12 protein-coding genes and 1 tRNA gene are annotated in these 12,988 nt (G+C 71.6%); 2 read left to right on the forward strand and 11 right to left on the reverse strand.

Features of this window, described 5'->3' with window-relative positions:
• Positions 1-12: 12 nt before the first annotated feature.
• A complete protein-coding gene (locus tag OG982_RS11365) occupies positions 13-504 on the forward strand; it encodes a MaoC family dehydratase (protein ID WP_266787731.1) in 492 nt (163 codons plus the stop codon).
• A gap of 62 nt (positions 505-566) precedes the next feature.
• On the opposite strand, the gene OG982_RS11370 is transcribed toward OG982_RS11365, so the two are convergent.
• The 7 genes from OG982_RS11370 to OG982_RS11400 are packed head-to-tail and all read right to left on the reverse strand — an operon-like array spanning position 567 to position 7,678.
• Positions 567-1,511, reverse strand: a complete 945-nt coding sequence (locus OG982_RS11370) for an ornithine cyclodeaminase family protein (RefSeq protein WP_266792025.1) — start codon at positions 1,509-1,511, stop codon at positions 567-569.
• 26 nt (positions 1,512-1,537) lie between these two features.
• A complete protein-coding gene (gene dmpG, locus OG982_RS11375; protein WP_266787730.1) occupies positions 1,538-2,554 on the reverse strand; it encodes a 4-hydroxy-2-oxovalerate aldolase in 1,017 nt (338 codons plus the stop codon).
• Complete coding sequence (locus tag OG982_RS11380; protein WP_266787729.1) at positions 2,551-3,480, reverse strand: acetaldehyde dehydrogenase (acetylating); 930 nt, start codon at positions 3,478-3,480, stop codon at positions 2,551-2,553. The genes dmpG and OG982_RS11380 overlap by 4 nt, the downstream gene beginning before the upstream one ends.
• A complete protein-coding gene (locus OG982_RS11385) occupies positions 3,467-4,375 on the reverse strand; it encodes a CoA ester lyase (protein WP_266787728.1) in 909 nt (302 codons plus the stop codon). The genes OG982_RS11380 and OG982_RS11385 overlap by 14 nt, the downstream gene beginning before the upstream one ends.
• Complete coding sequence (locus tag OG982_RS11390; protein WP_266787727.1) at positions 4,372-5,646, reverse strand: aminotransferase class I/II-fold pyridoxal phosphate-dependent enzyme; 1,275 nt, start codon at positions 5,644-5,646, stop codon at positions 4,372-4,374. Before OG982_RS11390 ends, OG982_RS11385 begins: the two co-directional genes overlap by 4 nt.
• Complete coding sequence (locus OG982_RS11395) at positions 5,643-6,530, reverse strand: cupin-like domain-containing protein (RefSeq protein ID WP_266787726.1); 888 nt, start codon at positions 6,528-6,530, stop codon at positions 5,643-5,645. The genes OG982_RS11390 and OG982_RS11395 overlap by 4 nt, the downstream gene beginning before the upstream one ends.
• A complete protein-coding gene (locus OG982_RS11400) occupies positions 6,527-7,678 on the reverse strand; it encodes an MFS transporter (protein WP_266787725.1) in 1,152 nt (383 codons plus the stop codon). Before OG982_RS11400 ends, OG982_RS11395 begins: the two co-directional genes overlap by 4 nt.
• A 683-nt stretch (positions 7,679-8,361) precedes the next feature.
• On the opposite strand from OG982_RS11400, the gene OG982_RS11405 reads away from it, so the two are divergent.
• Complete coding sequence (locus OG982_RS11405; RefSeq protein ID WP_266787724.1) at positions 8,362-9,861, forward strand: aminopeptidase P family protein; 1,500 nt, start codon at positions 8,362-8,364, stop codon at positions 9,859-9,861.
• A gap of 87 nt (positions 9,862-9,948) precedes the next feature.
• On the opposite strand, the gene OG982_RS11410 is transcribed toward OG982_RS11405, so the two are convergent.
• From OG982_RS11410 to OG982_RS11425, 4 genes are all read right to left on the reverse strand, one after another.
• Complete coding sequence (locus OG982_RS11410) at positions 9,949-10,419, reverse strand: hypothetical protein (RefSeq protein WP_266948463.1); 471 nt, start codon at positions 10,417-10,419, stop codon at positions 9,949-9,951.
• A gap of 619 nt (positions 10,420-11,038) precedes the next feature.
• A tRNA-Ala gene (locus tag OG982_RS11415) sits at positions 11,039-11,112 on the reverse strand.
• Positions 11,113-11,190: 78 nt separating this feature from the next.
• Positions 11,191-12,246: a hypothetical protein gene (locus tag OG982_RS11420; protein WP_266787722.1), complete on the reverse strand. Its 1,056-nt coding sequence runs from the start codon at positions 12,244-12,246 to the stop codon at positions 11,191-11,193.
• 137 nt (positions 12,247-12,383) lie between these two features.
• Entirely contained in the window at positions 12,384-12,986 is a 603-nt protein-coding gene (locus OG982_RS11425; RefSeq protein ID WP_266787721.1) for a GNAT family N-acetyltransferase, read from the reverse strand.
• Between the last annotated feature and the right edge of the window lie 2 nt (positions 12,987-12,988).

The following is a 12,988-nucleotide window of genomic DNA, read 5'->3' on the forward strand; positions in this document are numbered from 1 at the left end:
AGGGGGTACGACATGACGCTGCGCCGCGTCCAGGACAACGAGTACGTCGAAGAACACGGCGGGGACTACGAGGACTTCGAGCCCGGCATGACCATCCGGCACTGGCCGGGCCGGACCCTCACCGAGACCGACAACACCTGGCTGACCCTGCTGACCATGAACCAGCACCCGCTGCACTTCGACCGCCACTACGGCGAGGGCGCCGAGTACGGGCGGGTGCTCGTCAACAGCGGCATCACCCTGTGCCTGGTCGGAGGCATGACCGTGCAGGCCCTGTCGGCGCGCGCGGTGGCCAACCTCGGCTGGGACAAGGTCCGGCTGAAGGACCCGGTGTTCGTCGGCGACACGCTGTACGCGACGAGCCGGATCCTCGACAAGCGGCTCTCCAAGTCCCGCCCGGGCAACGGCATCATCACCGTGGAGACCACCGGCACGAAGTCGACCGGCGAGGCCGTCATCGTCTTCGAGCGCTCCTTCATGGTCCGCTGCCGCGAGACGAACTGATCCGCGCCGGCCGATGACGGCCGCGCCGCCCGGCCGGGGCATCCCCCGGCCGGGCGGCGGCATCAGCCCGCCCCGGCGCCCTCGTGGAGCGCCGCCGCGGCGGCGGTGTCCTCGATGGCCATGCCGACGCTGCGGAACACCGAGGTCCGGCCGCCCGCCGCGCTCGCGCCCGTCACCAGGGCGCCGAGCTCGTGCAGGTCGTCCGGGCCGATCAGCCCGGCGGCCAGCGCGGCCCGTACCTCGCCCGCCTCCTTGATCGCGGTGGCTCGCTCCTCGACCAGGACGAACGCGGACGCCAGCAGCGCCGGATCGACCTCGACGGCGTCCTCGTGGGTCCCGCCGATGGCGTTGACGTGCGCCCCCCGGGCGACCCAGTCGGCCTCCACCAGCGGCGTGCTGCCGGCCGTGGAGGTCGTCGTACAGATGACCGCGGCGTCGACGACGGCCTCCTTGGCCGTACCGCACACCCTGACCCCGACCCGCGCCCCCGAGGTCTCCCGGACCCACTCGGCGAACCGCTCCGTGCGCTGCGGCGTACGGGAGAACACCCGCACCGACCGGATGGGCCGGACCGCCGCCACCGCCCGCACCAGCGCCCGGGCCTGCACCCCGGCGCCGATCACGGCGAGGTCGTCGGCGTCGGCCGGCGCGCACAGCCGGGTCGCGAGGCCCGCGACCGCCCCGGTACGGACGGCGGTCAGCTCGGCCCCGTCCAGCAGTGCGGTGATCCGCCCGGTCTCCAGGTCGGTCAGGACGACCACCCCGTGGATCAGGGGCAGTCCGCGCCCCGCGTTGTCCGGGGTCAGTGTGGTGATCTTGACGCTGCCCACCCCGTGCCGCTCCCAGACCGCCGTGCCGGCCAGCAGCTCCCGCCGCGGGCCGTGCTGGACGATCGTCCGGGGCGGTGAGGAGGTGCGGCCCGCCGACAGGTCGGCGAACACGTCGGCCAGCGTGTCCATCACCCGCACCAGCCGCTCGGGCCCCGCCATGTCGCCGGCACCGATCATCACCGGCCCGAGCGCCTCCGGCCCGCTCACGCGGCGGCCCCCTTCGCGCTCAGCTCGGCCACGACGTCCACGATCAGGTCCTCCTGGCCGGCGATGGCCTGCCGCCTGCCCAGCTCGAAGAACACGTCGCGCGGATCGACCCCGGCGCGCCCGGACAGGTCCAGCACCTGGTGCTTGAACCCGGAGAACACCCCGGCCAGGCCGCTGACGATGCTCAGCGAGCCGGTGACCGGCGGCGCGGGCATGAGCTCGCGCTCGGCGAACTCGGCCGCGTCCAACAACCCGTACAGGTCGATGCCGGTCCGGAACCCGGTGCGCTCCAGCACCGGAACCAGCACCTCCAGCTGGGTGTTGCCCGCCCCGGCGCCGAAGCCGCGCGCGCAGCCGTCGATGATCCCGGCGCCGGCCTCGGCCGCCGCGACGGAGTTGGCGACGGCCATGCCGAGGTTGTTGTGCCCGTGGAAGATCACGGGCACGCCCTCCCCGACGGCCTCGCCGATCGCGCCGATCCGCTCGGTGACGTCCCGGGGCAGGAAGTGCCCGGCGGAGTCCATGATGCCGACCGCCCGCGCCCCGTACCCGACGGCGCGGACGGCGTGCTCGGCCAGTTCGGCGGGCGATGCCATGTGGCTCATCATCAGCACGCAGTGCGCGTCGGCGCCCTGCTCCGCCAGGTAGCCGAGGTGCCGTTCGGCCAGCGAGGTCTCGGTGCAGTGCACCCCGATGCGGATCACGTCGGCGCCGTGCTCGACGGCCTTGCGCAGGTCGCCGGAGGTGCCCCAGCCGGGCAGCATGAAGACGCCCATCCGGCTGTTGGCCAGCGCCTCGCGCACGGTCGACAGCATCAGGTCGTCGCTGACGGCGGCCCGCCCGACCTGGAGGGAGGAGGCGCCCAGTCCGTTGCCGTGCCCCACCTCCACGACCGGGATCCCGGCCGCGTCGGCGGCCAGCGCGTAGCCGCGCAGCGCGGCCACGCCGAGCTGGTGGCGCACCGCGTGCTGGCCGTCGCGCAGGGTGGGGTCGTGGATGACCACGGTGCTCATCGGGCGGCCCCCGTCCGGGCGGCCGGGGCGAGCCGGGCCGCGTGCTGCTCGGCGACCAGGATCGCGGCCGCGTTGATGATGTCGAGGTTCCCGGCGTAGCGGGGCAGCACGTCGCTGTCCGCGATGACCTCCACGGAGACGGTGACCCGGTCGCCGGTCACGGAGCAGGCGGTGACCTCGTAGCCGGGCGCGAAGGCCCGTACCCGCTCGGCGGCTTCGGCGACCACGGCGCGCACCGCTTCCTCGGTGGCTCCGGGGACGACGGCGTGGACGGCGGTGCGGAAGGTCGCCGGCGGCAGGGCCGGGCTGATGTTGAGGATCGCCTTGGTGTCGGGCACGCCGGAGAAGGCGGTGAGGGCGTGTCCGGTGGTGGCGACGTACTCGTCGAGGTTGAGGCGGGTCGCGCGGCCGGCGATGCTGCTGGCCACGGTGGAGACGACCTCGATGTACTCGACGTCGAAGGCGGCGGCGAGCGCGTGCGCGATCGGCGTCGAGGCCTGTCCGCCGCAGCTGATCAGGCTGACGTTGCGCTCGGTCGGGGCGTGCGTCCCGGTCAGGGTCGGCACGACCATCTGCCCGGCCTTGCTCGGGGTCAGGTCGATCAGCAGGGTGTCCAGGGGCCGCAGCAGCCGCCAGTGCTCGGCGTGCGACTGGGCGTTGGTGGCGTCGAAGACGACGTCGAAGGGGCGCGGGGCGGCGAGGACCGCGGCGATCCCGTCGGTGCTGGTCGGGTAGCCGAGCCGGGCGGCGTGCTCCAGGCCGCCGGAGTGCGGGTTGCGGCCGGCGACGAGGGCGCATTCCAGTACGGCGGACCGGTGGATCTTGCTGACCAGGTCCTGGCCGATGGCCCCGGTGCCGATGACCGCGACCGCGATGGGGGGTACGGTGGCCGGCTCGGCGGCGGTGAGGTCCTCAGCGACCATCATGGCCGGCCTCCTCGCCGCCGCCGAACCGCTGCGCCCAGGCATCGCCGAGGGCCACGGTGTCGCGGGCCATCCGGGCGAACGGCGGGCCGACCATGTTCCCGTCGAGGACGGCGATCCCGCCGGCCGCCGACCGTACGGCCTCGGTGACCCGCCGGGCGGCCCGCAGGGCCTCCGGGTCGGGGCGCAGGGCCGCGTTGATCGCGGCGAGCTCGTCCGGATGCACGGTCGCCTTGCCGTGGAAGCCCAGTTCGCGCGCCTTCGCGATCTCGTCGGCCAGGACGGCCGGCTCGGCCAGGCGGTAGTTGGCGGTGTCGATGCAGGCGGTGCCGTAGCGGGCGCAGGCCATGGCCATCGCCTGCCGGGCGGAGAGCATCCCGGCCCAGGTGATCTCGACGCCCAGGGTGGCGGCCAGGTCCGCCGAGCCGAAGATCAGCCCGTCGGCGGCCTCCGCGACGGCGTCGATCGCGGCGACGGCGGCGGGGGTCTCCAGCGTGACGTAGATCTGCGGGTGGGCCCCCGCCGAGGCGAGGGTGTCGCGCATCAGCGTCACCTCGACCGGGGAGTCCACCATCGTCATCACGACGAAGCCCGGCCGGGCCGGCGACTCGGTGAGCATCGCGAGGTCGTGCACGGCCGCGAGGGTGCCCAGTTCGTTGACGCGCACCGCGATGTTGCGGGGGTCCGGGGCCTTCTCCAGCGCCGCCCGGCACACGAGGCGCGCCGCCGCCTTCTCCTGCGGCGGGACGGAGTCCTCCAGGTCGATCAGGTGCACGTCCGCGTCGTAGGACCACGCCTTGACGACCCGTTCCAGGGACAGCGCGGGCGTGTAGAGGAAGCTGCGCGGGATGGCTCTGGCGGTGCCCGTAGTGCCCGCCGCCTCCCTCGGTTCCGTCATCGGACCGCCTCCCCCGGTATCGGGGCCGTCGGCTGGGCGCCGACCTCGGCGAGGACCGCGCACAGCCGGCGGATCTGGTCCTCGGTCTGGCCGGCGCGCATCATGACGCGCAGGCCCGCCGTGCCGCGGGCGACGATCGGGAAGAACACCGGCGAGACGTAGAACCCGGCCTCGAACACGCGGCGGCCCGCCTCGATCACGGTGTCGTCGCCCATCGGGACGAGGCGGATCGGGAAGGTGCTGCCGCTCTGGTCGGTGTGGATCAGCGAGTCGAAGAGCTCGATGTTGCGGTACAGCGTGTTCTGCAGGGCGACGAGTTCGCCGGTGCGGTGGATCTCCGCCGAGGCCAGGCCCGCGCCGACGGCGGGGGTGTTGAGCAGCTGCGAGTAGTTCAGGGCTCCGCCGAAGCGCTCGATGACGCGGAGGGTCTCCTTGTCGTACCCGTCGAGCACGATCGCCGCGCCGCTGGTGCCGAACGCCTTGTTCAGGGTCATCACGACGATGGTGCGCTCGTCGAGGACGGGGCTGTGGGTGCGGACGTAGCCGACGCCGCGCTCGCCGTACGCGGACATCGAGTGCGAGTCGTCGTAGTAGACGATCAGGCCGTACTTGTCCTGGAGTTCGGCGAGTTCCTTGACGGGCGCGTAGCCGCCGAGGCTGTCGCTGCCGTCGCAGACGTAGGCGACCTGCTCGTACTTCTTGCAGGCGTCCTCGATGAAGTCGAGGTCGTGGTGCCCGGAGGTGACGACCTCGGTCTCGTCGGCGCAGACCGGCTTGACGTTGGCCATCGAGACGTGGGCGTTCTTGTCGAAGATCATCAGCGGCCGCTTGCCGGTGCCGAGGTGCCCGGAGGCGATCAGCGGGAGCAGGCCGAACGTCGCGGTGCTGGCGGCGATGGAGCACACGACGTGGGCGCCGAACAGCTCGCCCAGGGACGCCTCCAGCTCCAGCATGGCGGGAATCTGGACGCGGCTGCGCGCGATGCAGTGGTCGAGGACGCCGTAGCGGCGCAGCGCCTCGATGCCGCCCTCGATGACCTTCGGGTGGGAGTCGAGGTCGAGGTACGAGCAGCAGCTGAAGTTGACGAACTCGTGGCCGGCCTCGATGAACTCGTGGCTGGCGTCGGTGCGCAGCACGCCGTCGCCGTAGTCGGCGACGATGCCGGCCAGGCCGTTGCGCTCGGACATGTCCCAGAACGCGTTGCCGATGCCGATCAGCTTGTCGTTGTTGCGGTACTTGTGGGCCGGCGTGATGCTCAGGCGCTCGGTCATGAGGTCCCCTCGGCGGGCTCGTAGTTGTAGACGCCCTTGAGCTTGCGGAACACGGCGGTGTAGAGCGCCACGCCGAGGACGTACGGCCTGCGGAAGATCTTCGGATCACGCAGCCAGAAGTTCACGTTGATGTTCATCTCGTCCAGCGACTCGGCCTGGTGCCACCAGCCGAGCGGCAGGTAGAGCATCTGCCCGGGTTCGAGGATGAGTTCGCGGCGCTGGGCCAGCTTGGAGGCGAGCTTGGGGTAGCGCGCCCAGTCCACGTCGTCGAAGTCGAAGACCTGGGACTTGTCGCCGAAGCCGTCCTTGAGCGAGCGCGGGTAGTACTCCCAGAACCCGGGGGGTGCCAGGACGAACCGCTTGCGGCCCTCCAGGGCTATGTTGAAGTTCTCGAGCTCGTCGAAGTGGCTCTGGGTGAACACGCCCTTGTGGCTGATCCACAGGTTGGCCGCGTTCATCGGGCGGCGGTAGTCGAACAGCCTGGCCGCGTCGAAGCCGAGGATGGCGTTGACGTCGGCGGGGCTGTTGCGGAAGTTCGAGACGATGCGGTTCCAGGTGCCCGGGTCGCTCAGGTACCGCTCGTCCTCGAAGAACTCGCGGAGCCTGATCTCCTTGGTGGTCCACCGTTCGGAGTTCTGCTTGTTGCTCGGCTCGGTGAACAGGGTGACCATCAGGTCGCCGAGGCGCTTGGCCACGCCTTCCCTGCCGAGGCCCTGCGCGCCCTGCGGCAGGGTGATCACCACGGGGACGTCGGCCCGGATGAGGGCCTCGCGCCCGAAGGCCATGAACTCGTCGAACGAGATGCGGGGTACCGGTAGGCCCCCGAGGCTCTCTCGCCCGGACACAGGATGTGCTGTATTCACCACTCTGTCCTCATCGTTCATTGTTCTTGTACCGCCATTTTTTTGGTGGCCGGTTCCTGGACCGGCCTGCTCCCGCGCAGGGCCGACTGGCCCGCGAGGCTCAGTACGAGGGCCACGGCCCCGCCGCCGACCCCCGCCCACGCCGCCCACGCGGAACTGCCCGTCTCGGCCAGCCGGCCGCCGACGGCCGTGCCCGAGGCGATGCCGAGGGCCCCGAAGCTGGTGAGCCACGAGAACGCCTCGGAGAGCGCGGACTTGGGGGCGAGCGACTCCAGCAGCGTGCTGCCCGCGATCAGCGCCGGGGAGATCGCGATCCCGGCGACGACGGCGAGGAAGCACATGAGGAGCGGGGAGCCGACGAAGGCCAGCGGGACCACCCCGAGGGTCAGCACCCCGGTGGTGACCGAGAGCAACCGGGCTTGCGAGAGGCGCCAGTTCGCCGATCCGTAGACCAGTCCGGCGATCAGGCTGCCCACCGCGATCAGGGAGATGAACACGCCGGCGAGTCCCGGTGTGTCCCGCTCCTGGGCGAAGGCGATCATCGTGACGTCGACCGCGCCGAACTGGAAGCCCATCCCGGCGTAGGCGATCATCAGCACCCACACCCCGGGCACGCCGAGCGCCCGCTCCGGGCCGCGGCCCGGCGTCGGCTCGGACGCCGCCTCGGACACCGGCTCGGAGCGCCGGTGCAGCGCGACGGCGACGGAGCCGACGGTGGTCAGGACCAGGCAGGCGACCAGGCCCGCGGCGGGGTGCACCGCGGACGCGAGCACCGTGACCAGCAGTGGTCCGACCAGGAAGATCGTGTCGTCCAGCATGGATTCCATGGCGTAGGCCGCCCGCAGCAGTCCCTGGTCGACCATCGTCGCCCAGCGCGCCCGCATGAACGAGGTGAACGAGACCGCGGTGCACCCGGCGGCCACCGCCGCGATCACCATCACCCACAGCGGGGCCTCCAGCACGATCGACACCAGCAGCGCCGTCATGCCGACCGCGTGCGCCACGCAAGCGGTGAGCAGCACCCGCCGCTGGCTGAGCCGGTCGGCCAGCCGGCCGAGCACCGGGCTGGCCACGCCCTGGGAGATCAGCATGGCCGCCGCGACGGTGCCCGCCGCGGCCATCGATCCGGTGAACGCGGAGATCAGGAGGAGACAGCCGACGGAACGCATGGCAATGGGGAATCGACCCACCATTCCCCAGAATCCCAGCGCCGCGGCGCCGGGTTCCCGGAGCAGTCGAAAATAGGTCCCGAGCCCAGACTTCGGCTCAGACGTACCCTCGGACACAAATGCCCCCGTCAGTGCGAAATGGCCATCCGGAACGTTCCGGCGATATGAGCCGGAAAACCCAGTCCCACCACACGTCAGGAGTCAATTGAGTTCGATTGACTCCCCACTGACCGTGCCGATGCCCGCGCCCCCGCTGCCCAACAGCGGCTTGACTCTAGGGGCGTTGCCAAGCCGCGTCAATAGCCTGAATGCGACCCCCACAGGCGGCCGATCAGGGCAGATCACGCTCCGCGAACCCCGGGAGGAATGTTGGACTCCGGGTCACATACGTGAACTCGCGACGAGTCAAGGCACTTTACGGCCAACCAGGCCCGAAATCTTTTGATCGGCATTCAATTTCCGCCCGCCAATTCCCGGATCGACCGGCAATACGCCCGCCGGAGTTCACGCGGCGCCGGGCCGCCGCTCGACCGGCTGATTCAGGACAACCTGCGGACCTGCGCCCGTCGCCGGTGGCTCATCCCAACAGCCGAGATCATCCCGGGAGTCGGCCACCCATACGATGGCGACGGCCTCGCGCGGGTGCGGAGGCAGTCGTGACCGATTCGATTCAGGAGGCAGTCGTGACCCAGGCGACGTCCCAGAGCCAGGACCCCGGCCAGGAGCTCCAGACCCCGGAGACCACCGAGGACGAGCAGACCGAGGCCATAGAGCAGCGGAAGAACGGTCTGACCGGCGGCGTGAGCGACGCGCTGGCCGAGAACATGAAGCAGGGCTGGGCCGACACCGAGCGCCACGACCTGGAGCCCATCGCGCAGGCCGCGCACACCGCCCGCCGCCGCTCCGCGCTCTCCGCCCGCTTCCCCGGCGAGCGCCTCGTGATCCCGGCCGGCAACCTGAAGATCCGTGCCAACGACACGGACTACCCCTTCCGTCCGTCCTCGGACTACGCCTACCTGACGGGTGACCAGACCCAGGACGGCGTGCTCGTACTGGAGCCGGAGGAGGACGGCGGCCACCAGGCCACCGCGTACCTGCTGCCCCGCTCCGACCGCGACAACGGCGAGTTCTGGCTCTCCGGCCAGGGCGAGCTGTGGGACGGCCGGCGCAACAGCCTCACCGAGAACGAGCGGCTCCTCGGCCTGCCCTGCAAGGACGTGCGCGCGCTCGCCGAGGCGCTCAAGGAGGCCACCGGCCGGGTCCGCGTCCTGCGCGGCTACGACGCCGGCATCGAGGCCGCCCTCAACGACAAGGTGACCGCGGAGAGCGACGAGGAGTTCCGCGTCTTCCTCTCCGAGATGCGCCGGATCAAGGACGACTTCGAGATCGCCGAGCTGCGCTACGCCTGCGAGTCCACCGCCCGCGGCTTCGAGGACGTCGTCAGGGCCCTCGACAAGGCCGAGGCCACCAGCGAGCGCTACATCGAGGGGACGTTCTTCCTGCGCGCCCGCGTCGAGGGCAACGCGGTCGGCTACAGCACGATCGCCGCGGCCGGCCCGCACGCCACCACCATCCACTGGGTGCGCAACGACGGCGCGGTCCGCTCCGGCGAACTGCTGCTGCTCGACGCCGGCGTGGAGACCCGCAACCTCTACACCGCCGACGTCACCCGCACCCTGCCGATCGACGGCCGCTTCACCCCGCTCCAGCGCAAGATCTACGACGCCGTGTACGAGGCCCAGGAGGCTGGCATCGCGGCCGTGAAGCCGGGCGCCGAGTACCGGGACTTCCACATCGCCGCGCAGCGCGTACTGGCCGAGAAGCTCGTCTCCTGGGGCCTGTTCGGCGACATGGACCTGGAGAAGGTCTGGGAACTCGGCCTGCACCGCCGCTGGACCATGCACGGCACCGGCCACATGCTCGGCATGGACGTCCACGACTGCGCGGCGGCCCGCACCGAGCTCTACGTCAACGGCACGCTGGAGGCGGGCGTGTGCCTCACGGTCGAGCCGGGCCTGTACTTCCAGGAGGACGACCTGACGGTGCCCGAGGAGTACCGCGGCATCGGCATCCGCATCGAGGACGACATCCTCGTCACGGAGGACGGCAACGAGAACCTCTCGTCCTCCCTCCCCCGCCAGGCGGACGAGATCGAATCCTGGATGTCCACCCTCCGCCCCTGACCCCCTGCCCCCCGCCCCGGCACCCGGCCCGCCCCTGCTTCCCGGGAGCGGGCCGGGCCCGCACCAGCGCCGGGAGCAGGGAGTCGGTCAGCTGCGGGAGTGGCTGCCGAGGCCGATGAGGCAGTAGACGTACTGCTCGACGGGGACGCCCGCGACGGTCCTGCTGTACGAGAACCTGTACTCGGTCTTGGGGTTGGCGTTGCAGCGGTCCAATTCGGTGGTGTTCGGGATGCGCTGGATGACGCGGTAGTGGGCGTCGGGTGCGGAGCAGGGGACCTCCTCGTTGTAGACGGGGGTGGGGGTGGGCGTGTCGGGGATGGTGCCGTTGAGGCAGGTCCCCTTTTCGTAGGGGAGCGGCTCGGGAGCCACGGGAGTGGGGGTCTCCACGACGGGGAGGTCCGGGGCGGTGCCGGCGATGGCGGTGCCGCTGCTGCCGATGATGGCGCCGACGGCGCCGCACGCGACGAGGAGGCCGACCAGGCGGCCGGGGGATTTGGCCTTGCGGGGTGCGGCTCGTCGCGGCGTGAGGAGGACAGGGGTTTCCTGCGGGGTGGTCACCGGATGCTCCAAGGGTGGGTGGTGCGGGCGCCGGGTGGTGATCTCCCGGGCGTGCCGCGTACGAGGGCGACGCGGTCATTGCCGGTGGTGTGCAGATGCACGGTGCGCCGCACGGGTAGTGCGCCGCACGGGTACGCCCGGGGTGGCCCGGGTTCTGGCGATCATCACGAAGCCCGCTGCTTCGGGGACACGACGGTCATCGAGTGCCGCGGGATCCGGGCACCGGGGATGTGGTGAAGTCGGCCCCGTGAGCGGGAGGAGCGCTTCCAGGCTCAAGAGGCAGAGGCCGGCCGCGCGGAACATGCCGGCTCGCGGCCGGCGACCGAAGTACCGGCAGGCAGTGGCACATCGGCACCACCCCAACATAGAACAGGCCCGGGCCGCCCGCACCTTGCTCAGCACGCCCCTCCGGACCGGGCCGCCCTCCGGCCTCGATGGCGACGCCGTACGCGGCATGCACGGCACCGGCCGTTGGTGCGCACCGGCCATCTGACGCCCCGGCACCACACGGCGGGCCCGCGCACGTCCGGCAGACCCCGGAACGCCGAGATCCCGCCCGGTCTTTCGACCGGACGGGATCTCGTGACGTTCACGAGAGCTACTCGCGAACTGTCGTCTGTGGACCTGTGGGGATTTGAACCCCAGACCCCCTCGATGCGAACGAGGTGCGCTACCAGACTGCGCCACAGGCCCTTGCGACGTGTGAAACATTAGCATCCCCGCGCCGGTGCTCCAAAATCGCTATTCGGGAGCGTCCGCGCAGGTCACCGATCACTCGTTCGCGGCACGCGGGCGGTCCTCGCCCTCGTACTGGTCGAACAGCGGCGTGCGGCCCCGGTCGCGGCCGCGCGGGCGGGACGGGGACGGCTTGGCGTCCGCCTCCGAGGGCTCCGGCTTCGCGGGAGCCGGTACGTGGGGCTGGGCTCGCAGGCGCGGCTCCGTCGGCTCCGCCGTGCTGGAGCGGGCCGAGCTCCAGCCGTCCGGGGAGGCCGGGCCGGTGGCGCGCGGGGCGACCGGGGCCGTCACGTACGTCGGCAGCGGGACCGGGACCGGCTCCCAGCTGTCCCCGCGGGCCGGGCCGCGCTCGCGCTCGCGCTGCTGGTCCACCCACTCGGCGTGGTCGGTCTGCTCGACCAGAGCGCGACGCCCGGCCTCCTGCGGGGAGACCGGTGGAGCGGGGTCCGGCTCGGCGCCCTCACAGGCGGCGTCCTCGGGGTGGCGGCGCCGCTGACGGCTCTCCCGCAACTGCCGGGCGGCCGCCTCGGCGCGACGCCGGTCCATCGTGAACTCGTAGCGGCGCCGCTCCTGCACGCGCAGGTGGACGATGTACGCGCTCAGCAGGACCGCCGGCACCGCCGGGGCCCACAGGAAGCTCAGCCCGCCCACGGCGGCGACGACGGCGCCGAGGGTGAAGACGAGGAAGAGGAGCGCGGTGGTGCGCCGGCGGCGCGCGAGCACCTGGAGACGCTGTTCGCGCCGGGCGCGCTCCGCCCGTTCCACCCGGTCGGCCGCGGCCGACCGGGGCTCCGCTCTGGTCGGGGGCACGACGACGGCCCGGGCGTCGGCGTCCACGGAATTCACCGTTTCCGTCGCGGCGTCCGGGTCCGCTTGGGGTCGGGCCTCCGCCTCCTGGTCACCGCGCTCACGCAGCCCCTTGGCGTAACGGCGCTCCATTCCCGCCCGGCCGGAAAGCAGCCGAATGGCAGTGGAGAAGCGTTCCGTCGGACGGGCTTCGTTCAGCTCGTCCTGCCTCCGGAGCCACATGGGCACCAAGTAGGCGGCCCAGGCCCCGACAATGACTGCGTAGATGAGGCCGCTGCTGCTCACCCCCACACCGTAGTTGGGCGCGGCCGAGCGGATCCGCCAATTGAGCCGGTGTGTCGCACGATCCGGCTGATATCACGGACTTTTTTTGTGATTCTTCGGATCAGGTTATGGACGATTCCGCTTCGAATTCGAACGCATTAGCGATTCAGCTCCGGATTGGCCCGCCGCCAGCGCCGCAGCAGCCCCTCAGGAACCTCCTCCGCCGTGAGCGCGTAGACGAGGTGGTCGCGCCACGCGCCGTCGATGTGGAGGTAGCGCGGCCGCAGCCCCTCCTCGCGGAAGCCGAGCTTCTCGACGACCCGGCGGCTCGGCCCGTTCTCCGGGCGGATGCACACCTCGATGCGGTGCAGCCCGACCTTCGCGAAGCAGTGGTCCACCGCCAGCGCGACCGCCGTCGGCATCACGCCCCGCCCGGCGACCTCGCGGTCGACCCAGTACCCGACGTGGCCCGCGCACATCGAGCCCCAGGTGATCCCGGCGACCGTCAGCTGGCCGACCAGCCGGCCCTGGTACTCGATGACGAAGGGCAACATCCGGCCCGCGTTCGCCTCCGCCCGCAGATGGCGGACCATCTGGCGGTACGTCGGCCGCTGGATCACCGGCCCCCACGGCGCGGGCGGCGGAATCGTGGCTTCCCACGGCCGCAGCCATTCGCGGTTGCGGCGGTTGACCTCGCGCCAGGCTCGCTGGTCCCGCAGCTTTATCGGCCGGAGCGTGACATCGCCGTCCGACAGCACCACCG

This window comes from Streptomyces sp. NBC_01551 (assembly GCF_026339935.1).
GTDB lineage: Bacteria > Actinomycetota > Actinomycetes > Streptomycetales > Streptomycetaceae > Streptomyces.

Excerpts from the sequence above, each read along its gene's own strand:
- OG982_RS11370 (WP_266792025.1), bottom strand. The coding sequence starts at position 1,511 with ATGATCGGTGCCGGCGACATGGCGGGGCCCGAGCGGCTGGTGCGGGTG.
- OG982_RS11385 (WP_266787728.1), bottom strand. The coding sequence starts at position 4,375 with ATGACGGAACCGAGGGAGGCGGCGGGCACTACGGGCACCGCCAGAGCC.
- dmpG (WP_266787730.1), bottom strand. The coding sequence starts at position 2,554 with ATGAGCACCGTGGTCATCCACGACCCCACCCTGCGCGACGGCCAGCAC.
- OG982_RS11400 (WP_266787725.1), bottom strand. The coding sequence starts at position 7,678 with ATGCGTTCCGTCGGCTGTCTCCTCCTGATCTCCGCGTTCACCGGATCG.
- OG982_RS11395 (WP_266787726.1), bottom strand. The coding sequence starts at position 6,530 with ATGAACGATGAGGACAGAGTGGTGAATACAGCACATCCTGTGTCCGGG.
- OG982_RS11390 (WP_266787727.1), bottom strand. The coding sequence starts at position 5,646 with ATGACCGAGCGCCTGAGCATCACGCCGGCCCACAAGTACCGCAACAAC.
- OG982_RS11380 (WP_266787729.1), bottom strand. The coding sequence starts at position 3,480 with ATGATGGTCGCTGAGGACCTCACCGCCGCCGAGCCGGCCACCGTACCC.
- OG982_RS11365 (WP_266787731.1), top strand. The coding sequence starts at position 13 with ATGACGCTGCGCCGCGTCCAGGACAACGAGTACGTCGAAGAACACGGC.